We start from the raw sequence: 22,567 nt of genomic DNA on the forward strand, positions 1-22,567 counted from the left end.
AGATGTGCTCGTCCATTCCTGCGATCTCTTACGACCAGTTAGTTACACATCGACAAAAACACCCGTCCATTGCAACAGCGGCTTAATTCACTGCGCCTGCGCTCTCTTACCGTCAGTTAATCTCAAGTCGTGGGATCTCACCAGTTGCGGATGCGGCTTAATCGAGAGGGATTTCGAGCACTCCATATTTAGTGAGTTGTCCTTATGTATTTATTTAGACACCCGTATTTATCGAGTCAGCCATATTTTTGCAAAACCACTTAATTGCCTTTTTGAAACGTACTGATCAGCTCCTTGCAACTATTTTCATGACTTTATCGCTTTCTTAACTTCTGAGCATTTTCGATCCCCAGTTTTCACTTACTCCAACACCTGACGTAACGGGATAATGGTGTAAAAGGAGTGGGAGACTACAATAATTCTGCCCGTCACCACACCCTATCCCCTCACACCCCTACACAAGCGTAGACGTGAGTAACGTCAGGGAACGAAAGAGGGCGTATTCAAGTTGCAGAAAAATCAGTGAAATCGGATTTGACACAACAGGCTAAAATGTCAAAAGAAGCAGACCGGTTAACGGCTGCTTCTTTCCAGATCGTTCTTTGTTTTCGCTTTCATCTTCATTTTCGTTTTCAGCCTTGTTTTTGTCTGTCCTATTCCCGCAGCTCTTAGCGGCGCTTGCGACTGTTCTTCATCAGCGTCATTCGCCGGGAATGGCGAAGCCAGGAATAATAAGATTTTAGATCACGTAATTCAATGGTTTCCGACATCCGTCCAAGAAAGGTAACGATGATCATGCGGTGCATCGGGCGTCCGGCAAGGTCGAACTCGCCGGGAATTTCCGCAAATTCGGCCACCATCACAAGATCGTCATCAACTAAATAGACGTCCTCTTCTTTGCGATAATATGGCGTAATGCGTCCCTGCTTTAAACATTCCCAAGCCCATCCGGCAATCTGTTCAAACCCGACATTATCCCGATCAATTCTGTCCTGGTATCGGAGCTTGGCATGGTTCGTTACTACGATATCGGCAACTCTCTTGTCCCCTAGTTGAATATAGAAGGATTCATAGGTTCTCCAGCGTTCCGTTGCCTTGTCTCTCATGCCGCACCTCGCATTTATAGGTCTTTGTGAATAGAAAAGTAGGTTAATTGCCAATAATTAGGACTTTTTAACTAAGTTCTTTTACCTATTATATTACAACAATCCCTAATTTTCTACAAGATACAAGTATTTTTTTACCAAGAAAAACAGGTCGATAGAACTATATTTAGCGCAAAAAAATCTGCAAGAGTTCAAACGCAAAAAAGCCGCGCAACGAGTTGCTCGCTGCGCGGCTTTTGGCATTCGGAATCGCTTGATCTACTTCAATTAGAGTCCGTAGAAGCGGGTTTTGTCCGGGACGTCCTTGCTGTATTCGGTTTTGATTTCCCCACGGTAAGACCGCTCGATTTTGCGAACATAAGATAACTTACGGATATTGCGCATCGTCTCTTCCGCTCGATCTGCATTCACATACATCACCACGTAATGCATGCGGCGGGATAGATAATGCACGCTTCCGTATTTTTCTAAGTTCCTAGCCGCTTTCAAGTCACTTACCCATATGATATATCCTGTACGCTCCGGAAACATGACTTTCCCCTCCCGTGGCTTAACTACCTGGAAATTCCGGTAACAATGATCCGGAATGATCGGCTGCTTACTCGCTTAGCCGCAACCGCAACTTCCACCGGCGCCGCATCCGCCTTTCGGATTCGGATCATTGCTCGGCACCTTGATCGTATCGGAAACAGCATGTGCTATCATTTCCGACATCTGGTGAAGGATATCGTCGAGCTCGTTCTCAGCAGCTTTAAACTTCCGAACTGCCTCGAAACGCTCTAACTCTCGCTCCACCTCGGCCACTTTCTCCTTGGCCTCGTGATAATTTGGATGGTAATGTCCGAAGCGTTCGGTTTCCCGGAACAGCTCCTTCTGAGCTTCCAGCTTCTTAACCCATACCTGAATTTCGCTATCTTCTTCCACGCGCTTTTTCCAATACAAATATTCGGATACAGCGGCGGATTGGTTTATCATATCGCCCAATTCATAGGCGTTGATCAGCACTTCGGCCATGTCGACCGTATTCTTCGCGACTACGCTCATGAATTTTCATCTCGCTTTTGCGGTTAATGTTCCACCCAATAGGTAGACGTCACTATCATACCACAATCCTTTAGCGAGCAGAAGAGGTTCATCCTTCCTTGACTCTCATTTGCGTATGCCTGCTGGGAGAATTAGGCGAATCGCTTGCCAATCTCGGGGAGACAGCTGCACTTCCTTGTCTGAGGTGTCCTTCTCCTGAGCCGCTGATGACGGAACGTGCCGCACTCTGACAAGCCAATCCGATTCGCCCTCCACGATGGCCAGCGGCACGCAAACCACGGTATCTCCGCCGATCTGCAGCATGAGCTTGGCAGACCAGGCCAAAGCTCGTTCGACCAGTTCACGGGCGGTCGAAGCGTGATAACGCCGTAATTCCTTCCACCACATGACAGGGATCTCCGATAAACCCGGGAACAGTTCGTCTACATCTGGCGGGCGGGTTTCCGGCTCATAAAAGTGCAGATCTGCTCCTTTATAAATCCAGCCTTGCCCCTTCTGTATGATCTGCTCCTTGTCATTTGACCGGGTGACCTCCATTTCCGTAAGCTTCGGAGGCACCGGATCATCAGGGGCAGAAGTGCCCCGTTGAGCCGGGGCCAAGCGCTCACTATCCAGAATCTTAATCACTTCTGCTTCGCTGTCCGTCGTTACAAGAAAATGAAGCGGACCAATTCGCTCCAGCTTGCCGGCCAGCGATGTCAAGTCGGAAATACGATCCGCAGCTTCCGAATCTGCACAGCTGAGTAGCTTCACTTCGGTAAGCGTCGTACGGCCAATTTCCCGCCCCCATTGGAGCAAGCTGTCTCGAACAGGCGTCGGTACTCCGGCGGAATACTCCTCCAGCAACTGCAAGATCTCCTGCGGCGTACGCCCTAACCGACTGGCCTGCTCCAGACCTGCACGCGTCAGACGATAGACGCTCATCATGCCGGACGAAGCCAGTTCCGCGCAAAACTCCAGCTCAAACCGGACCGTAAACGGCACGTCCGGCGGAACCAACAACTCAAAATCCGGCTGCACGATGATCTTCCCCTTCACCGAGGGGGAGGACTGAGGTGAAGGGGGAACCTCAGGCGAAGAAGTTTCCCGGTCAATCAGCCAACGGAACATCCGGCCGTCCTCTGGATGGCGGCCAAGCTCCATCCAGCCGAAGCCGCATAACGCTTCAAGCCAACCCTCGGTCCAAGCGGCGCGCTCCGGCGACAGGTCGCCTCCCCCCGCTCCCAGCAGCCCCTGATCTTGGAGCGAACCAAGCAGTTCCTCCACCGAATACCAGACGCCGGGTTTCAAATCCGGTGCCGTTAGTCGTAATGCAACATGCTGCAGTCCGACGTCCGCCGGAACATAGCGCTGTAGTATCTCGCGCCATAGAACGAAGTTCATCGCGGGGACGTCCAAGGACAGCCATGCAGCCATTCCCGGTACATCCGTCCGCCAAACGGCCCTCTCCTTGGCGATCAAGCCTAGCGCCAGCAGCAGATCCATAACGACCGCTAACGCCGGAGAATAAACGTCGGGGTGTGGATAGTTAAGCTGCAGACCTGAAATGTCTTCGGCTTTCAGTACGATTCGATCTTCAAGCTTACTGCGTTCCTTCTGATGGATGGTCCCTTTCGCCGTCATCCGCAATCCGTTGCCCGCAATCCAAGTCAAAGCGCGGAATAAATCTAAAGCCAATCCAGATTTGGCCTCTCGTTCAAGTTCCACACACGCCGGGTCCTGCTCCCGCAGTTCCGTATACCCCCATGTCTTCCACAGGTCTAGCTGACGGTCCAGCGGAATGTAATACAGCTTCTCTCCCCAAGCTTTGCGAACCGCCGCGATCTCCCCGGAGCACAGGAGTGCCGGCAATGCAGCACGAACGTCAGCCCCACTCATGCTGCCAGCCGCGGCGGCATTCGCCTGCTCCAGCCGAAACGGCTGTCCAGCGTAACGCCGAAACAGAAGTCGGAGCGCCTCGATCTCCACTTCGTTTAAATGACCTCGAACCGGCTCATCTACCAAACAATCTTCGTACGCCGGCATTTCTGACCGACCGCTCATGCTTCGACCCCCTCCTGCTCACGCCGCACGGCATACTCATAACCTTGCTCCAACAAAAACAACTGCCTCCGGAGCGCAAATTCTTGTTCACGGGTATTTTCCGACACGAGGGTATAAAAATAAGCCCTGCCGCCGTCTCGCTTCGGCCGCAGAATTCGACCGAGGCGCTGCGCCTCCTCTTGACGCGAACCAAAGCTGCCGGAGATTTGAATCGCCACCGACGCATCCGGCAAATCCACCGCAAAATTGGCTACTTTAGATACGGCCAGGACTGGAATTTCCCCTTCGCGGAATGCCTGAAACAATCGGCTTCGTTCCGCCTGCGGCGTACTTCCGGTTATGAGCGGAACATGGAGTTCTGCGGCGATGCTTTGCAGCTGATCTAAATATTGACCGATAATAAGCACCTGACGATCTCGATGCCGGTCCAGCAAGCGCCGTACGATCTCGTTCTTATACGGGTTCTCCGCGGCGATTCGAAACTTCTCCCGCCCTTCTGCGCGGGCGTATTGATTCTGTTGCGGTTCGGGCATCGCTACCCGGATCTCCTGACAATCGACCTGGGCAATAAAACCGCTCTCTTCCAGCGTTCTCCACGGGATATCATACCGTTTGGGTCCGATCAAGGAGAAGACATCCCGCTCGCAACCGTCCTCACGAACTAGGGTGGCGGTCAGCCCCAACCGACGGGTCGCCTGAATATCGGCGGTTGCACGGAAAATCGGTGCCGGAAGGAGATGAACTTCATCGTAAATAATCAGTCCCCAATCCCGCTCTTGGAATAAGGACATATGCTTGAAGTCGTCTTCTTTTCGAGCTCGATGAGTCAAGATTTGATAGGTTGAAACCGTCACCGGCTTGACTTGCTTTTTCTCTCCCGAATACTCTCCAACCGCTTCCGGCGGCAAAGTCGTTTTCGAAGTAATTTCGGCGATCCATTGACGTACCGAGGTTACATTGGAGGTTAAAATCAGTGTCTCACACTGGAACCGTTCCATGGCAGCTAGTCCTATTACGGTCTTCCCTGCCCCACAAGGAAGTACGACAACCCCGCTTCCGCCTTCACCAGCTTTACCGGCAAATGCAGCGACTGCTTCCTGTTGGTACGGTCTAAGTCGAAACGGCCTTCCTCCTTCCAGTTCCTCTCGAAGCGCAAACTTCAGATTGCGGCCTTGGTGGTAGCCCGCTTCGTCCACGACAGGATAACCTAGTCGGGCAAGCTCCCGTTTTAAACTGCCGCGCGAAGCCGCAGAAAGAAGAAGATGATGCTCGTCCACCAAATTCCAGGTCCCTGCAGGTAAATCCAGTTGTCGGGATAAACGCTCCAGAAACTCTTCTTCCGCTCCAACATACTCCAGTTCCAATCGCTCCGCTTCATCTGGAACCGGGCGCAGCTTCAACTGTCCGAACCTTCCCATCCAGTTACGAATGTCCTCAGCTGCGCCGCTCGGCAGTCCATATCGGGCCATGGCCCTAAGCTCTTGCAGCACTCGGTCTGCATCGATCCCGCAAGAAGCCGCATGCCACAAGGTGAGCGGAGTGATTCGATATGTATGATAATAAGCCGGGCTCTTCACCAACTCGGCATAATGGGACAACTGTTCCCGCGCCGTTTCGAAGCCGGGATGCTCCTTCTCCAGCAGCACCGTCAAATCTCGCTGAACGATACATGCTCCCGTTTCTATCATCGGTTATGCCCTCCTTTAGATCAGCCTCTTGCAACCAGCAAAAAGAGAAGTCCGCCGCCAAGGCTGCGAACCTCTCCCGCTTCCTACCTCTTCGTCATTAATGGACCTGCTCCGAGATTTCAGACAGAGCTTCCCCGGCGTTGTCAGCAAAAATATTACGCACCGCCAAATCGCCAAGCGATACGATCCCGATCAAACGATCCCCTTCGCATACCGGGAGCCGGCGGATTTGCTGCTCGGCCATCAGTTCTGCGGCCTCGTCTACCGACATCTCTTGGGTAGCGGTCTTGATCCCTTTGGTCATCACTTCGGTAACCGCCGTCGAGCCGGGACGCTTCTCGGCGATTCCGCGGATCACCAAATCCCGGTCTGTGATGACGCCAATCAGCTTATCTCCGCCTTCCACTACCGGAATGAAGCCCGTGTCGTTCTCTTTCATTTTCACCGCTACTTCATATACATTATCCTGCGGCGACACAGTAACGACGTTCTTCGTCATAATCTCGCTGACTTTTCTCAACATAAATCCCTCCTTTGGACATAGGGTTCCAAAGTGGGAATCCGATTATGCGCGGTCGTTCTGATAGGATTCCGCCATCGCCGCCAGCAGCCCCGCCGCATGCAGCATCGCATCTTCGTCAATATCGAATTTGGGATGATGATGCGGATACATCGCGCCTTTGCCGGGATTGCCCGCCCCAACAAACATGAAGCAGCCTGGGACTTGCTGCAAATAATAGGCAAAATCCTCCGCCGGCATGATCTTCGGCGACAACTCAGCCCGCAGTCCGAACACCTCCGGAGCTACTTTCCGAAAACGCTCGTATTCCCCTTCATCGTTCACTAAACTTGGGTACCCCATCATATAGTTGATCTGCGCCTTTGCGCCGTAAGCTTCCGCCGTGTTCTGGGCTAACGCATGAATCCGTTCGCGGATGAGCTCCCGCGTCTCCTCACGGAAGCAGCGGACCGTACCGGACAATCTGCAGCGGTCGGCGATGATATTCTGCGCCGTCCCGCCTTGGATCGAGCCGATCGTCACCACGGCTGGGTCCAGCGGATCCACCGAGCGGCTCACCACGCTTTGCAGCTGCAGCACAAGGGCCGAAGCGGCCACCACGCTGTCTACCGTTTTATGCGGCATGCCGCCATGCCCGCCGCGCCCCTGCACATCGATGAAGAACTCGTCGGTCGAAGCCATCAGCGGCCCCGGCGCACTCGCTACCGTGCCGACTGGAATCGGTGTCCACAGGTGTACCCCGTAAATGACGTCTACCCCGTCCAGCGCACCTTCCTCGATCATCGACTTGGCCCCTCCCGGGCATACCTCTTCGGCCGGCTGGAAGATTAGGCGGATCTCCCCGCGCAGCTTCGCTTTTGTGCGGCTGTAATATTCCGCGAGTGCCAGTAGTGTAGCGGTGTGGCCGTCATGACCGCAGGCGTGCATCACGCCGTGGTGCTGAGAAGCGTACTCGCATGTTTTTTCGTCCTGGATCGGCAGTGCGTCCATATCCGCCCGAAGCGCCACCGTTTTGCCAGGAAGCTCTCCCCGGATGCGGGCTACAAGGCCAAACCCGCCGACATTAGTGGTCGTTTCGATCCCCAGCTCCCGTAACTTATCGGCAATCAGCGCCGAGGTCTCCTTTTCCATGAAGGAAAGCTCTGGATAGCGGTGAAAAAAACGCCGCCGCTCCACCATGGATGGAAACAAATCACTTAACAGCTTCTCCTCCATCGTCCCACTCCTCTTTCCACGATCTCGTTTAGCTTATTGTAGCAGAAAATGGGTGACTCGTTCAGATTTACATTAAGGAAAGCCGCCGATTTGCGAGGTTTTCCCATGCTTGCACAACCGATGGAAACATAATATCATGGGGATAAGTGTGATAACTTTGATGAAAAAAGTTCACATTTAAATCGAACCGTGAACTTTGGATCAATATTTTGAAGGGGGCACTCTTTACAATGATCGTAGAAAATACCGGATTGGACGGACTGCAAAGCGATTTGGCATACTTAGACGAAGCTGCGGAGAAGGTAGGCTTCATCCGTTGGCAATGGGAATATTACCGCGCTACATACGATTATAAAATCGAATATAATAACAGCGACTATTACCTCCGCATCAATACGCGGGTAGTCGAAGGCAAACTGGAACGTCCAGACACGGTACTGGCCATCGAAGCGGTCTATATGGGGCGGGCCACTTTTCCGCACGGCTTGGAGTATGAATCGGAGATTCCTGCGATGGTCATGAAGACCGCCAATCATAAGTTGACGGAATTAAAGGAACTTCTTGAGGCCTAATCGGTAACGCGATGAAAGAAGGCACAGAGAAACCAAGACGTGGAGCCCCCGATTTCCAATTGCTCATCTTAACCTTGCTGATGGCCGGTTTCGGAATCGTCATGGTGTTCAGCTCCAGCTCCAGCATCACGCTGGTTGATGCCAAATTTGGTTATGACCCGATGTATTTTACGAAACGGCAGATTATATTCGCCATAATCGGGTTAGTCGGCATGTTCGTGACGATGAATATCCCCTACGAGAAATATAAGAAGCTGTTTATCCCTGTGTTCATCCTGGCCATCATTATGCTGCTGCTCGTCCCGTTTATCGGCGGACGCATCAATGGCGCGACGAGTTGGTTCACGATCGGCACGCTCGGGATTCAACCAACGGAGCTGGCTAAAATCACGACGATTTTGTACCTATCGGCCCTCATTTCCAAGAAAGGCGAGCGGTTCCGGGATCTAAGAACCGGGTATATCCCGGTCATGGTCATCGTTGGCTTTGTCGCCGGCTTGATCATGCTCCAGCCTGACCTTGGCTCTTGTCTCATTCTTGTGGCTACCGCCGGGCTGATTATTTTCGCCGGCGGCGCGAATTTGAAGCACATTCTCGGTTCCATCGGGTTGCTCATCTTAGGTGCCAGCATTGTGCTGGGTGTCGAAGCATTGTGGGACAAGATCAATCCACCCGATCCCACCGTTGCTGCAAGCAGCGATTACCGGATGGGCCGGATCGAAGCCTTCCTCGACCCATGGCATGATACGCAAGGAACCGGCTACAACCTGATACAATCGCTCACTGCGATTGGCCATGGAGGACTAACCGGTACGGGATTTGGACAAGGCATTCAGAAGCTGCATTATTTGCCGAATGCGTATAACGATTTTATTTTCTCCGTCATTGGCGAAGAATTTGGATTTATCGGTACGTTGATCTTTTTACTGTTTTATATTTATTTCATATGGCGAGGACTGCTCGTGTCGCTGCGCTGCCAAAGCACCTTTGGCACGTTAGTTGGGGTTGGGATCATGGGCTTGATCGCCATCCAAGCGTTCGTGAATATCGGCGGCGTCACCAATACGATTCCGGTGACTGGTGTTACCTTGCCCTTCATCAGCTACGGCGGCTCTTCGTTGCTTGTGATGATGGTCTCGATGGGCATCGTGCTTAGCATTTCGCGGGAATCTTCTCTGCCGATGAAGCAGGAGCGCACGAAATCGGTGATCATTCGCGAACCAACGCCGTTCGAACTGCGCAGAGAAGCCCGGCGCGGCTTATAATTTAAAGCTAATAAAAGAAGACTACGGAGGGATTCTCCGTAGTCTTCTTTATGCTTAAGCATATGCCAGCAATCCGGTCATTCGAGGCCGAAAGCGAAACTCAGGTATGCTGCAGAAGGTCAAGGAAGGGGCGATCAGATTTCATCGTCCTTAAACGCCACGCCCTCGACTTTTACATTCACTTCTACAATTTTAAGTCCTGTCATGCTCTCTACCGCTTCTCGAACATTTTGCTGAAGCATCCGGCAAACTTCGTGGATGGGGGTCTCATATAACACGATAATTCGCAGGTCGATTGCCGCCTCCAATTGACCTACTTCGACCGTGACGCCCTTTTGCACATTTTTGCCGCTTAACCGTTTAGCCCAACCTTCGGACAACCCACCGGACATCGCGGCGATCCCCGGTGTCTCTAGCGCAGCCATTCCGGCGATTTTGGCGACAACATCATCTGAAATCCGAATTAGCCCGTTATCCAACTGCAGTTGTTCGGTCATGGTCATTCCTCCTTCAACCTCATTAATTTCATTGTAAATCGGAAGTCGGATTAAAGCAAATGTAGACCTTTCGTCTAATTTTGAGTAAAATTGTTACGTTCAGTTTTTTGCCAAAAAATGACTAACTCGAGGTGTACCATGAAAAAGTTGATCTCACCTGCTTTGCTGCTGATTTTCTTTGCACTCAGCGCCATTGGTCATTACGCGCATTGGTCAGCAACGCTTGAATTTATCATCTCCGCGATCGCCGTCATCCTTGTGGCGGGCTTTCTCGGCCGGGCAACGGAGAGCGTCGCGCATTACGCGGGTCAACGGCTGGGCGGCTTCCTGAACGCTACCTTCGGGAATGCGGCCGAATTAATTATCGCCATCATGCTGGTCCGCGAAGGGTTGTTCGACATGGTGAAGGCCAGCATTACCGGGTCGATCATCGGCAACCTGCTGCTCGTGCTTGGACTTAGCTTGTTTGCCGGAGGTTTAAAGCACAAGGTGCAAAAATATAACGTCACGTTAGCCGGCATGAACGGCTCGCTGATGATTGTAGCGATCATCGCCTTGTTCGTCCCAGCGATCTTCCTGCAAACCCATGTGCTGCATGAGGAGGATCGTTCCACGCTCAGTTTGGTTGTCGCTGGCGTACTTATTGTCGCCTATATCCTCTGGCTGATCTTCTCCATGATTACGCACAAGAATCATCTGGCAGATATCAGCGAAAAGGACGCGGAAGAGCTTCCGCATGAACATGCCCCCACCTGGTCCAAAGGGAAGTCAATTCTATATCTGGTGATCGCTACTGTAATGGTTGCGTTCGTCAGCGAATGGTTGGTACATACGCTGGACACCCTGACCGCCGATTTCGGTCTGAGTGAGTTGTTCGTCGGGGCCTTTGTCGTTGCGATTGTCGGGAATGCCGCCGAACACAGCGCGGCCATCATGCTGGCGCTGAAGAACAAAATCGGGGCTGCTGTAGAAATCGCCGTCGGTTCCAGCTTGCAGATCGCTTTGTTCGTGGCTCCGGTGCTGATCTTCGTCAGCCATCTGTTTGGCAACCCGATGGATATCGTATTTACCGTCATCGAGCTAGCCGCGATTGGCGTCTCGGTGTTTATCGCCAAGTCCATCACGCAGGACGGCCAAACCAACTGGTTTGAAGGGGTGCTGCTGTTGGCAGTCTATATCATTCTCGGCGTCTCGTTTTATCTTGTATAACCTCCAACAACAAAAACAAGCGTATGTCTTCGGCAACTTCCGAAGCATACGCTTGTATTATTTCGCAGCAACAGCAAACGCTTTACTGTTGTCTATTGTTCATGGCTTCATACAGCGAGGCCAAGTTACGTTCCAATCTGCTGAGGATTTGTTTCCCTACCGTTTCTTGAATAAGTCCGACGCGAATCGCGTAATCTACTTGTCTGGAGAATCCATACATCTGGGTATCCAGCACTTCCTCATAGAGAGGGCAATAACGTGTGGCCAAGTTCTCCATCTGTACTTCGATCAGCTTCTCAATTTTATCTGCATCTTCTTTCAGAAGATTAAGTGCCTTCAGGTTTAGTTGCTCCTGCAACTCAGATGAAGTCATGCTTCTTCCCCCCTATGTCCAAAATCGCCTACCATTCATCTCTATTCTTAATATTAGACGAAATCGAGGGTCAATACAAGAACCTGCTTAAATTAACCTATCTATGAAAAACCGCTGAACACCGCTGTTCGCAGGCATTAAAAAACACCCCCAACCTAAGTTGGGAGTGTTTCTCATTGACATTAATCAGCAACAACTTTGACGTCCAACCCGTGTTTGGCAAACACTTCGGTTACGGCTTTCTTCGCTTCTTCCGCATCCGGTCCGTGAACGTGGAGCTCATAGCTCTTCGTATTTACGAGTGTGGTGAAGAGGCCGAGGATACTTTTTACATCAATGTACTTATTGTCCGCTTGGAGCACAATGGAAGACGTGAACTTGCCTGCTGTTTGGGCAATTTCGACTACCGCTTCATTGTTCGTGGCCATAGGATCCCTCCGTCTTTAACATTGGAAATAACATACTTCAATCATACATTGAATCCGCTTTCCTAGCAAGGAGGATTTCGGATTACTTCAGGTTTTCCGGGTTTAACCCCTCCAGCTCAGGCAGCACAAAAATGCCGTCCTTGCGGATCAACACATCGTCAAAATAAATTTCTCCGCCGCCGTAGTCCGGACGCTGGATCAACACAAGATCCCAGTGAATCGAGGAACGGTTGCCGTTGTCGGCCTCCTCATAAGCTTGACCTGGGGTAAAGTGAAGGCTGCCCGCAATTTTCTCGTCGAACAAGATATCCTTCATCGGATGCAAAATATAAGGGTTAAATCCGATCGCAAACTCCCCGATATATCTTGCCCCTTCGTCCGAATCCAGAATCTCGTTCATCCGTTTCGTGTCGTTGCTTGTAGCTTCAACGATCTTACCGTTCTCGAACCGGAATTTAATATTCTCAAACGTAATTCCGTTATACAGCGTTGCTGTATTGTAGCTGATCGTGCCGTTTACGGAATCGCGAACCGGAGCTGTATATACTTCCCCGTCCGGAATATTTTTCTGACCGGAGCATTTAACCGACGGAATATCTTTAATGGAAAATGTCAGATCGGTGCCTGGGGCAACGATCCGGACTTTATCCGTTCGGTTCATCAGATCGGCCAAGGCGTCTTGCGCCCGATCCATTTTGGCATAATCCAGGTTACATACGTCAAAATAGAAATCCTCGAACGCTTCCGTGCTCGTATTGGCCAATTGAGCCATGCTGGCATTCGGATAACGGAGAACCACCCATTTCGTACGTTTTACCCGTTGTTCGCTATGTACTGGGTGGGAATAAAGCGAATTGTACAGCTTCATTTTATCTTCGGGTACGTCGGACAGATCGTTGACGTTAGAACCCGCACGAATGCCGATGTAACAGTCCATCATTTCCATCCGTTTCAAATCGTATTCTGCCCACGTTTTGATGCCGTCTTCCGTAGCGTATTTTAACTGTGCACGTTGCACAGCGCGGTCCGTAATCTCGACGAAAGCGTTCCCGCCCTTCTTACCAACCTCTTCCACGACCGCTTTCAGCAAATCGCGTTCATCGCCAATCATTTCAACCAGGACGTTCTCTCCCGGTTGTACATTAACGGAATAACCAACTAGGTTTTCCGCCAGCTTCTGAATTCTAGGATCTCGCATCTGGCTTCACACTCTCCTCAATATTCGTTGTGGGATTTGGCATTTACAACCCGTGCCGGCCGTCCAAACACCCCGTTGGTTTAACCATTGGTTAATTCTTCTGCTTTATTGTAGCACGATAGGGTCGGAAAGTCAGCCTGACCTAGGAAGTCATTCCCCCTACTGATAACCCTCAAACCGGTTATCGGTTCGCAGCACCTCCCGCTGCGGCACACCTTTTGGGGACAAGTAATTTAGTGTGGTCTCTGAGGTCAGCCTGGAAGGGAATCCCGATTTGCGATCAATCGTCAAATGGTAGACGACGGTCGCTTTCATCTGCTCAAGCATGACAGATAACTGCTTGCTGCCCGTCGTCCAGATCTGCGATAACTCATCCCGCAGCTGCTCTTGCTGTGAAGCCGGCACCTGTTCTAACTTCGCCAATCCTGCCTCACGCGTAAGCTCCATTTCCGACAGCAAGCGATCCTTTAGCCGAATGGTGGCCTCGGCCGGATCCATCTCGATTCGAAGGACCTTGGTCCCTCGTGCTGCGCCGCTTTCGGAAGTGATCTTTTTCTTAGCGGCCATTCGGATTTCCTCTAGTTGCTCCAGAGGGTTTAGACGAACCACCCCTTGCAGCAGCGCATTGTGGTCATCGGATTGCACCTGCCAGTTCCCGTGCTCTAACCGGAGCTTGGCTTCCCAGCCGTTCGGCTGTGCGAGCCCCGCCGTTTGCAGATGACCTGCAAGGTGACCTCCCCGTTGACTCACAGGTTCGCCTCGGATACTTAATTCTTTATGCTCTTGAAGACGTCCCGTATAACTGAAGCTCTCCTCCAGCCCTTGCCCATTTCCATGCTGCAGGGCGGCTAAGCCGCGAAAGGTCAACGTATCACAGCCCGCCAGTCCGGACCAGGTGAAGTCAAACCACTGCTCCGGCGTTCTCGCTTCGTTGATCCCGCATGACGCCAGGATTACCGTAACTAGCAGGCCGCCGATGACCTTCCCTAACCGATATTTATACGTTGGCCATCTCCGTGATATCCCCTTCATACGCAAGCCCCCGCCTGAAAAAATAAACCGGTTCTCCACCGGAGCATTCCTTATGCTAGTTCTAGCAGTATCCTGCCACGGGGACGGTCGCTCTATTCGCAGGTTCGTCCGATGATCCAAAAAGGAACGCTCCCGCCGTCCATAAATCCGGCGTAGAGCGTTCTCTACCAATTACACCATTTACAAGGAAGGGGCGTCTTCTCTGGAGCCGATTTGCGTCTGGTTCCGCCCATTATTCTTCGCTTTATACAGCGCCATATCCGCCACATAGAACAGTGACTCCACACTAAGCTTCTCATCGTCTTTTCCCCACTCAGCGATCCCGCATGAGACGGTCACCGGCGGATCGGTATCCATCGCGACACGCAACCGGATCGTTTCTGCGATTTCGTAGCTGTTCTCTGCGCTCGCACCGGGCAGGTACACGGCCAACTCTTCGCCTCCCCAACGGGCGGCGATATCGGTCTTGCGGATCGAGCTTTTGACGATGGAGCACACCTGCTTCAGGATTTTGTCCCCTGTTTGGTGCCCAAACGTGTCATTGACCTGCTTAAACTGATCGATATCTACGATGATTAAGGAACCGTTCGCGTCTCTTTTCTGGAAGTCCTTAATCGCATCATCAACATAATGGCGGGCATAAAGGCCCGTCAGCATATCCCGATTCGCCATCCGGCGTACCTCCGCATGCAACGACGCGTTGGCAATGGCCAGCCCGATATGGGAGGATAGGACCTGCAGCAGCTTATAATTATCATAGGAGAAGAAGCGTGGCTTGCGGTGAGCCAGCATAATGACCCCGATCACTTCACCACGGACGAATAAAGGTGCAGTGATCAGCGAGCGGGAGTTTGTCTCCTCCATAAATCTTGAGGTTACCTTCCCGTAGGCTTGGAAGTCCGACAAGATGATCGGTTCCTGCGTGGAATAGACCAGCCCGCTGAATCCATAGGTCATCGGAAAATGCTCTTTCGACAGCCCCGGCACGTTGCAAGACATAATCTCAAACGTTTCTGTATCTTTGTTAACTTGTGAAATGCAGCAATATTCCGCTTGGAAGATCGAGAGAAGCTCTTCGGTTGCAAATTGGAATACTTCCTTGAGCCGCAAACTTTGATTCAGTCGTTTCGTTAGTTCGTTAATCAACCTCAGCTCGTTAATTAGCAAGTTCGACTGTTCATACAGCTTCGCATTCTCAAATGCAGTGCCGGCCGTATCGGCCAACATGCTGATCAGCTGTAAATCCACATCATCGATCTCTTCTCGTTCGATTCGCAAATGGAAAACCCCGTACACCCCTTGTTTTCCGCTGAGAGGTACGGCGATTTCCAAACTGCTCTCGCCATCTCCCGTTGAGTCTATGATGTTCCTAGTTTGCATGCGCCCCTCCATGAATGCCCTCACGAGCAGTTCATCGCCTTGTCCAAGCAATTGAAATGATTTAACTCGAGGATCGAGGCTTAAATGGTCCTGGGACATCAACAACTCCAAACGGGCATTCGGATACATGTTGGACACCCGCTCGAACACCTCGGTCAGCACCGAATCTACGTCGATCTTATCATGAAGCTTCTGCACCATTTGAAACAGCTTGGAACGGCGCTGCTCCTCCCGTTTGGCTTGCTGTTGGATGCGCACCAAATCTGTAATGAACATGCCCTCAAAGCAACGATAAAAACAAGTTTGATACAGTCGAGCTGCCATCTTGGCAAACAAGAGCGCCTCTGATGTGCAGCTCTCACGCATGAGACAGCCAATCATCGCAAACAACTCGCCATGAATGCGCGTATGCACCGGTACTGCCGCATAAACTCCGTCGGACTTCTGGGCTGCGATAGCTTTGCGTTCGCGCAGGCTCTCCTTGATGACCTCTTCCATTCCGCTAGGCCAGGAACGTTCCAGCAGCTGCCGCGGGTTCAGTGAATCGATTAGCAGCTTCTCGCCGTAGCAGCCGGCAAGGAAGACATCGACCTCGCCGATTTCCGGCATATCGGAAATCTGCTTGCGCCATTCTGCGAAGGCCTGTTTTAATATTGAATCAATATAAGGAAAATCATGGACGGTAATATCTAGCTGCCGCAACCAATCTGTATATTCGTTAAGATCATCAAGACGCGGCAGGCCGGAAACGTTGTTCAGGTTCAGCATCGGCTGACCCAAGGATTGATCGGCCATAAAAAAAGCTCCTTTATATGTTACGTTGGAATTGTAACTCTCGACTGCAATAAATATTAAACGGACAAGCTCTTGCCCTCTGGAGTTCAAGCTTGTCCATCTCCGCCGTATCCGATCTGATGTCTCTATTTTACTACCTTATTTAGGGTTTTGCATTATAAATCCTGCGGTTCCAGGTATTTTTTTGGGACTAAAGCCCTATCGACAAAAATCAGCCCATCTCAACAAAATCACTTATTGACTTTATAACCCCAATTCATATAATATATATTGTTGATGAAGACTGGATAGAGTCTTACTTAGGGCGTAACGCATGCGAGCACCCTCTCGGTTTTTGTTGCTGACGGGACAGCGGCTGAACTTTCCTGTCAGGGAGCGTATCATTATCTATCCTTCGCTCAACCAAACAAAACCCGCGCAAGTAGAACCCTAGACGAAATTTAACTAACAAAGGAGTCTACCTATACAATGGCACGTTACACTGGTCCTAAATTTAAACTCAGCCGCCGTCTTGGCATTTCCTTGAGCGGCACTGGCAAAGATTTGAAGCGTCCGTTCCCTCCGGGGCAACACGGTCCTAACCAACGTAGAAAAGTAAGTAACTACGGAGCACAATTGCTCGAGAAGCAAAAACTGCGCCACATGTACGGTTTGGGTGAGAAGCAATTCCGCACCCTGTTCGAGAAAGCGCAGCACATGCCTGGTATCGCGGGCGAAACGTTCATGATCTTGCTTGAAAGCCGTTTGGACAACCTGGTTTACCGTCTGGGCTTCGCGAACTCTCGTGCAGGTGCACGTCAGCTCGTATCCCACGGTCACGTAACGGTTAACGGCAAGAAAGTAGACATCGCTTCTTACCGCGTTAACGTTGGCGACGTTATCGGCCTTCGTGAAAGAAGCCGCGGTCTCTCTTCCGTGAAGGAAGCTCTGGAGAACCGCACACATCTTCCAGCTTACCTGGAATTCAACGACACGACGCTGGAAGGCAAATACATCCGTTTGCCAGAACGTTCCGAGCTGTCGCAAGACATCGACGAGAAGCAAATCGTCGAGTTCTACAACCGTTAAGATTCGGAAGCAAACCGACCCAAGTTGTTCTCAACTTGGGTCGGTTTTTTTGTGCGCCAAGATATGAAAAAAGGCCGGAACGAAGTGAATTCTCGTCCCGACCTTTGATTCCTGTTATTTTATCGACAACTTCGCGAATTTGCGTTTGCCGACCTGGATGATCTCTCCGCCCGACAGCTCCACTTCCGCGTTCGGATCGCTGATCTTCTCTTCGTTCAGCTTCACTGCCCCCTGCTGAATGCTGCGTCTCGCTTCCCCGTTGGAGGCGGCGAACCCAAGCAGCGTCAGCAGCTTGATCAGACGGATTTTGCCATTGTCCAGCTCAGCGGCAGGAATCTCTTTCTCTTCAATATCTTCCGGCAGCGCCCGTTGCTGGAACACGGTGACGAAATGCTCTTGCGCCGCATCGGCGGCTTCCTGACCATGGTACATCCGGACAAGCGTATGAGCCAATTTCATCTTGGCATCACGTGGATGCACCGCCCCCGATTTAAGGCCTTCGGTGAGCTCTGCCAATTCTTCGAGAGACAGGTCAGTCACCAACTCAAAGTACTTCGTCATCAGCTCGTCCGGCACAGACATCGCTTTACCGTAGATTTCGTTTGGCGCTTCATCAATGCCGATGTAGTTGCCAAGGCTCTTACTCATCTTCTGCACGCCGTCCAAGCCTTCGATGATTGGAGTCATGATGGCTACTTGCGTGTCTTTGCCATATTCCTTCTGCAGCGTCCGGCCCATGAGCAGGTTAAACTTCTGGTCCGTTCCCCCCAGCTCGATATCGCTCTCCAGCGCCACCGAATCCATGCCTTGCATCAGCGGGTAGAAAAACTCATGGATGCTGATCGGCTGACCGCTTGTATACCGCTTCGTAAAATCGTCGCGTTCCAGCATACGTGCCACGGTTACCTTTGCAGACAGCTTCACAACGTCGGCGAACGTCATGGGTGCAAGCCACTCTGAGTTAAAGTTCACTTGCGTTTTGCTCGGGTCCAAAATTTTAAAAATTTGCTGGCGGTACGTTTCCGCATTCCGCTGAACATCCTCTTCTGTCAGTTGCTTGCGGGTTTCCGATTTACCGGTCGGGTCGCCGATCCGTCCCGTAAAATCACCGATGATCAACTGCACCTGATGGCCTAGCTCCTGAAACTGCCGCAGCTTCTGCATCACCACCGTATGGCCGATATGAATGTCCGGCGCGGAAGGGTCCAACCCCAGTTTCACTTTCAGCGGCTTGCCGGTCACTACCGACTTGATGACTTTTTGCTTCAATTCATCCTCCGGCACGATCTCCACGACACCGCGGGAAATTACCTGAAGCTGGCGTTCCACCTCGGCCTGCTGGGCCGCGCTTAATTCTTCCCATTTCATTGCTCTTCTTACCTCCATATTCATTAGACCTGCTTAGAAATCTAAACGCAAAAAAGCTCCTTCTCATCCCAAGGGACGAGAAGGAGCACTCGCGTTACCACCCTAATTAAAACCGCTTGCGGATCCTGCAGCGAATTGCCAGACGAACCGATGACGGTTTTCACTTCATTCACATAACGGGATATCCCGGTACCGGACTACTGGCGCATCTTTGACGCGCGTTCCCCCGGACGGCTCCAGACGGTAATTCAAAAGCGATCCGCTCATCGGTTCGCAGCAACCACCGATTCTCTGAGCAGCGGGAATCCGCCTTCTACTGAGTCTTTCTAAGCCTTTGTCGATTTGCAATTTAAAATATTATATAACATAGATGCATTCCTCAAGTCAAATCTACGAAAGCTAGGTCATAAGCAGGAAGTCGGCTTCGTCACACGCCAAAATACGCTGAAAAAACATCCAAATCCCCTTTTTTATGCTATAATGTTGCTGTTTATAAAGGAGGATCATGCATGGATCATGAGAACGACAAAAACTCCGGCAAGCTGCGGCGCAATAACCGGAGCGAAAAAACCGCAAAACCCGCCCGGAAGCGCAAAAAAGGCAGATTAGCCTGGGCGATTGTGGGTTGGCTCGTTCTGTTTGGATTTGCCGGCGCTCTGTTTGCCGGTGGAGCCGTATTCGGATACGTATCCTCCATCGTAAAGGACGATCCGGTGCGGTCGCGTGCCGACATTGAAGCAAAAATCAATCATAATGAAATGACCGGCTTCGCCTATTTCCGTGACGGCCAGCCGATCGGCCAGCTGCGATCGGAAGAGGACCGCCGTCCTGTCACTTATAAAGAAATCCCGCAAATAGTGATCGATGCTGTAATCGCTATCGAGGACAATCACTTTGAAGAACATATCGGGATCGACTTTAAGGGGACGTTGCGGGCGGTGAAGCAGCGGGTGCTCAAAGAGGACGTGCAGACCGGCGGCAGTACGCTGACTCAGCAGCTGGCGCGGCGCGTGTTCCTGAACCTGGATAAGACCGAAGACCGGAAGGTTAAGGAAATGCTGCTGGCGCTTCGGCTGGAGCGTTTTTTATCCAAAGAAGAAATCATTACAGCTTATTTGAATAAGGTTCCCTTCGGCAACGGTTCGAACGGGTACCAGGTTTACGGCATCAAAGCCGCGGCCAAAGGGCTCTTCAACGTCAGCAATCTGTCGGATTTGAATATCGCCCAAGCGGCCTATTTGGCGGGTCTGCCTCAGCTTCCCTCCACCTATTCCGCTTTTAACGGCAAAGGGGAATTTAACGAGGAGGCGTTCGGGCGGGCGATCAAACGCCAGCAGCTGGTGCTGCAACGTATGCTTGAGGAGAACAAAATCACGCAAGCGCAATACGATGAAGCGATGGCCTTCGATATCAAAGGATCGCTGGCCAAGCCAACGAAGAAGGCGTATGACACGTTCCCGTATCTGATGCTGGAGACGGAACGTCAAGGCGCCATTGTCCTGGCGATGCTCAACAATCCGGAGATGACCAAAGAAGAGATTGCCGCCAACTCCGCCATCCTCGAGGAAGCTCGGCAGGAGCTGCTGACCGGGGGATACCGGGTGTACACGACCATCGACAAGAAGGTCTACAACGCTATGCACAAGGTATCGGAGAACGCGGACAATTTCTCTCCGTACAGTGAGAAGAAGGGGCTGGAGCAGGTCGCCTCGATGATGATCGATAACAAGACCGGCGCGATCCTTGGCATGATCGAAGGCCGCGACTTCTATACGGAGCAAATGAACTATGCAACGCAAATGAAACGGCAGCCCGGCTCTACGATGAAGCCGATCGCCGCTTATTTACCGGCGCTTGAAGAAGGGTTAGTTCAGCCCGCATCGATCATTGATGATTCGCCGATTATTTTGAAGGACTACCAAAAAGGCTTCCACATCCCGGTCAACTCGAGCGGCGGCTATAAAGGGTTGGTGACTGCGCGGACCGCTTTGAATGAATCGCGGAATATCCCAGCGCTTAAGGTGTTCAACAATATCGTGGGCATCGACAAAGCGTGGGACTTTGCCAAGAAGCTGGGCATCACCACATTGGAAGAAGAGGATTACCATGCGCAAACCGGTGTACTTGGCGGCTTGAAATATGGCGTCACTGTTGAAGAACTGACCAATGCGTACAGTTCGATCGCTAACGGGGGGCAGTTTACCGACGCATATATGATCGAAAAGATTACCGATGCGAAAGGCAACATCGTCTACAAACATGAGGTGAAGCCGGAGCGAGTCTTCTCCGAGCAAACGGCTTACCTGATGACCGATATGCTTCGTACCGTTATCACGGACGGCACCGGCAAATCGATCAAGAGCGACTTCAAGAAATATGGCAAAATTCCGGTTGTCGGCAAAACCGGAACCACACAAAACTATGCCGACGTCTGGTTCATGGGTTACTCGCCGGACGTCACGCTGGGCGTATGGATCGGGTATCGCGAACCGGTGAACACGCTGTCGGAGGCCGGCAAATCCCGGGCGCGCAAAATATGGGCGCTAGTGATGAACGAGGTTACCGATAGCAGACCGGAATTGTTTGCGACCGAAGCGTTCACGAAGCCGGACGGCATCGTGAAGAAGACAGTTTCCGGCTACAGCGGGAAGTTGCCTACCCAGTTGACCCAACAGGCCGGGAAGCTGGTTACGGATATTTTTAATGCGAAATATGTGCCAACCGAACCGGACGACGTATTGATTCGCGCCAAGTACGTGACATACGAAGGCATCAACTACGTGCCGCTCGAAACAACGCCTTCGGATATGCTTCGTGAGAAAGTTGTCGTGAAGCGCGAGACGCCGATCGAAGTGCTCAAGGAACAACTGGAGCAGGCGTTCGCCGGAATGTCCGGCAGTCACAAACCGCTGAGCTTCTACTTGCCGAAGGATGCCGGGGAAGATGCGCCTTACAAGCCAGATCCTCGTGTCGACGATGGTCAGGCACCAGCGCCTCCGGCGAATGTTGCCTTGTCTGCAGGCAGTGGAGCAGCGACGATCACGTTTAATGAAAATACGGAAAAAGACGTCGTCGGTTACCGTTTGTATCGCGCGGATGACGGCGTGACGTTCCAGTATACTGGGAAAGCCGCGCTGGTTGGAGATCCGGCGGTGATTACTGACGATCGATCCGTGGGCTTCACCACCGCGTACTACGTCACGGCCGTTGACGTGGCCGGCAAGGAATCGGCGCCAAGTGCGATCGTCAACGTCTTTGGCGGCGGCGTATTCCCGGGCGGCGGCTCGACGCCGGATACGCAAAACGAGACGCCGGGCGGTAACGACGGCGGCATCATCGGCGACAATGGCAACAACGGTCCGCTTCCTGCATCACCAGCTAACGTGAGCGTGAAGAAGGACGACCGCGGATTCACGGTGAGCTGGGACGCGAACGGTGCTCTCGACCTGGTGACGAGCTACAACGTCTACGTGTCCGATGCCCAAGGCGGCACCTACACGAAGGTCGCTTCCACCTCGGACCCGCACTTCTCGTTCAAGACCGACTCCAGCTCCGTCTGGATCCAGGTCACCGCCGTCAACGTGCTGGGCGAATCCCCGCCGTCGGCGCCGGTGCAGTATAGTAAGTAATGCAAAAGCAGCAGGTGTGGGCCTGCTGCTTTTTTGGTGCTGCTTTTTTATTCTGCTCTTTCTTGTGTGATCTTGTGCTCGTGGGTGCTCCTATTTCATCGAACCGTGAAACGATGTTTCCTTAAGGCTGTCCGTAT

General features: G+C 51.9%; 19 protein-coding genes and 1 other annotated feature. Of the genes, 5 read left to right on the top strand and 14 right to left on the bottom strand.

Annotation, left to right across the window (positions count from 1 at the left end):
• Positions 1-668: 668 nt before the first annotated feature.
• The 7 genes from PBA01S_RS17080 to PBA01S_RS17110 form a co-directional block, all read right to left on the bottom strand.
• On the bottom strand, positions 669-1,106 hold the full coding sequence (locus PBA01S_RS17080; protein ID WP_016311605.1) for a hypothetical protein: 438 nt from the start codon (positions 1,104-1,106) through the stop codon (positions 669-671).
• A 267-nt stretch (positions 1,107-1,373) separates the two neighbouring features.
• Positions 1,374-1,637 carry a YlbG family protein gene (locus tag PBA01S_RS17085; protein ID WP_009225236.1) on the bottom strand — a complete coding sequence of 88 codons (264 nt, stop codon included), beginning with the start codon at positions 1,635-1,637 and terminating at the stop codon, positions 1,374-1,376.
• 75 nt (positions 1,638-1,712) lie between these two features.
• Positions 1,713-2,150, bottom strand: coding sequence for a YlbF/YmcA family competence regulator (locus tag PBA01S_RS17090; protein ID WP_085170759.1), 438 nt, complete (start codon positions 2,148-2,150; stop codon positions 1,713-1,715).
• 105 nt (positions 2,151-2,255) lie between these two features.
• Positions 2,256-4,193, bottom strand: a complete 1,938-nt coding sequence (locus PBA01S_RS17095; protein WP_127576411.1) for a helicase-associated domain-containing protein — start codon at positions 4,191-4,193, stop codon at positions 2,256-2,258.
• A complete protein-coding gene (locus PBA01S_RS17100) occupies positions 4,190-5,881 on the bottom strand; it encodes a DNA repair helicase XPB (protein WP_085170761.1) in 1,692 nt (563 codons plus the stop codon). The genes PBA01S_RS17095 and PBA01S_RS17100 overlap by 4 nt, the downstream gene beginning before the upstream one ends.
• Positions 5,882-5,978: 97 nt before the next feature.
• Positions 5,979-6,401: a CBS domain-containing protein gene (locus PBA01S_RS17105; protein ID WP_028539429.1), complete on the bottom strand. Its 423-nt coding sequence runs from the start codon at positions 6,399-6,401 to the stop codon at positions 5,979-5,981.
• A 45-nt stretch (positions 6,402-6,446) separates the two neighbouring features.
• Positions 6,447-7,616, bottom strand: a complete 1,170-nt coding sequence (locus PBA01S_RS17110) for a M20 family metallopeptidase (protein ID WP_085170762.1) — start codon at positions 7,614-7,616, stop codon at positions 6,447-6,449.
• A gap of 230 nt (positions 7,617-7,846) precedes the next feature.
• Here PBA01S_RS17110 and PBA01S_RS17115 point away from each other — a divergent pair, with 230 nt between their 5' ends.
• Positions 7,847-8,188, top strand: a complete 342-nt coding sequence (locus PBA01S_RS17115) for a YugN family protein (RefSeq protein ID WP_009225230.1) — start codon at positions 7,847-7,849, stop codon at positions 8,186-8,188.
• Between the two features lie 11 nt (positions 8,189-8,199).
• Positions 8,200-9,453 carry a putative lipid II flippase FtsW gene (gene ftsW, locus PBA01S_RS17120; protein WP_016311599.1) on the top strand — a complete coding sequence of 418 codons (1,254 nt, stop codon included), beginning with the start codon at positions 8,200-8,202 and terminating at the stop codon, positions 9,451-9,453.
• Positions 9,454-9,587: 134 nt separating this feature from the next.
• Here the strand turns inward: ftsW and PBA01S_RS17125 are convergent, their stop codons facing one another.
• Positions 9,588-9,950, bottom strand: coding sequence for an Asp23/Gls24 family envelope stress response protein (locus PBA01S_RS17125; protein ID WP_016311598.1), 363 nt, complete (start codon positions 9,948-9,950; stop codon positions 9,588-9,590).
• 138 nt (positions 9,951-10,088) lie between these two features.
• Here PBA01S_RS17125 and cax point away from each other — a divergent pair, with 138 nt between their 5' ends.
• Positions 10,089-11,159: a calcium/proton exchanger gene (gene cax, locus PBA01S_RS17130; protein ID WP_127576412.1), complete on the top strand. Its 1,071-nt coding sequence runs from the start codon at positions 10,089-10,091 to the stop codon at positions 11,157-11,159.
• 82 nt (positions 11,160-11,241) lie between these two features.
• On the opposite strand, the gene PBA01S_RS17135 is transcribed toward cax, so the two are convergent.
• The 5 genes from PBA01S_RS17135 to PBA01S_RS17155 all read right to left on the bottom strand — a co-directional run bounded on the left by PBA01S_RS17135 (position 11,242) and on the right by PBA01S_RS17155 (position 16,365).
• A complete protein-coding gene (locus PBA01S_RS17135) occupies positions 11,242-11,532 on the bottom strand; it encodes an Fpa/YlaN family protein (RefSeq protein WP_009225226.1) in 291 nt (96 codons plus the stop codon).
• A gap of 182 nt (positions 11,533-11,714) precedes the next feature.
• Complete coding sequence (locus tag PBA01S_RS17140) at positions 11,715-11,960, bottom strand: HPr family phosphocarrier protein (RefSeq protein ID WP_009225225.1); 246 nt, start codon at positions 11,958-11,960, stop codon at positions 11,715-11,717.
• Positions 11,961-12,042: 82 nt separating this feature from the next.
• Positions 12,043-13,158, bottom strand: coding sequence for an aminopeptidase (locus PBA01S_RS17145; protein WP_016311595.1), 1,116 nt, complete (start codon positions 13,156-13,158; stop codon positions 12,043-12,045).
• Between the two features lie 159 nt (positions 13,159-13,317).
• Positions 13,318-14,190 (bottom strand): hypothetical protein, encoded by an 873-nt coding sequence (locus PBA01S_RS17150; RefSeq protein WP_085170769.1) that lies wholly within the window; start codon positions 14,188-14,190, stop codon positions 13,318-13,320.
• Between the two features lie 180 nt (positions 14,191-14,370).
• Positions 14,371-16,365, bottom strand: a complete 1,995-nt coding sequence (locus PBA01S_RS17155) for a diguanylate cyclase (RefSeq protein WP_127576413.1) — start codon at positions 16,363-16,365, stop codon at positions 14,371-14,373.
• Positions 16,366-16,833: 468 nt separating this feature from the next.
• On the opposite strand from PBA01S_RS17155, the gene rpsD reads away from it, so the two are divergent.
• Entirely contained in the window at positions 16,834-17,433 is a 600-nt protein-coding gene (rpsD, locus tag PBA01S_RS17160) for a 30S ribosomal protein S4 (protein WP_016311592.1), read from the top strand.
• Positions 17,434-17,547: 114 nt separating this feature from the next.
• Here rpsD and tyrS read toward each other — a convergent pair whose 3' ends face one another.
• Positions 17,548-18,801, bottom strand: coding sequence for a tyrosine--tRNA ligase (gene tyrS / locus PBA01S_RS17165; protein WP_085278642.1), 1,254 nt, complete (start codon positions 18,799-18,801; stop codon positions 17,548-17,550).
• Between the two features lie 68 nt (positions 18,802-18,869).
• Positions 18,870-19,139 (bottom strand) — a binding site (T-box leader).
• Between the two features lie 171 nt (positions 19,140-19,310).
• On the opposite strand from tyrS, the gene PBA01S_RS17170 reads away from it, so the two are divergent.
• Positions 19,311-22,430 (top strand): transglycosylase domain-containing protein, encoded by a 3,120-nt coding sequence (locus tag PBA01S_RS17170; RefSeq protein ID WP_127576414.1) that lies wholly within the window; start codon positions 19,311-19,313, stop codon positions 22,428-22,430.
• Positions 22,431-22,567: the final 137 nt, after the last annotated feature.

It is taken from the genome of Paenibacillus barengoltzii NBRC 101215 (assembly GCF_004000745.1).
Taxonomy (GTDB): Bacteria; Bacillota; Bacilli; order Paenibacillales; family Paenibacillaceae; genus Fontibacillus; species Fontibacillus barengoltzii.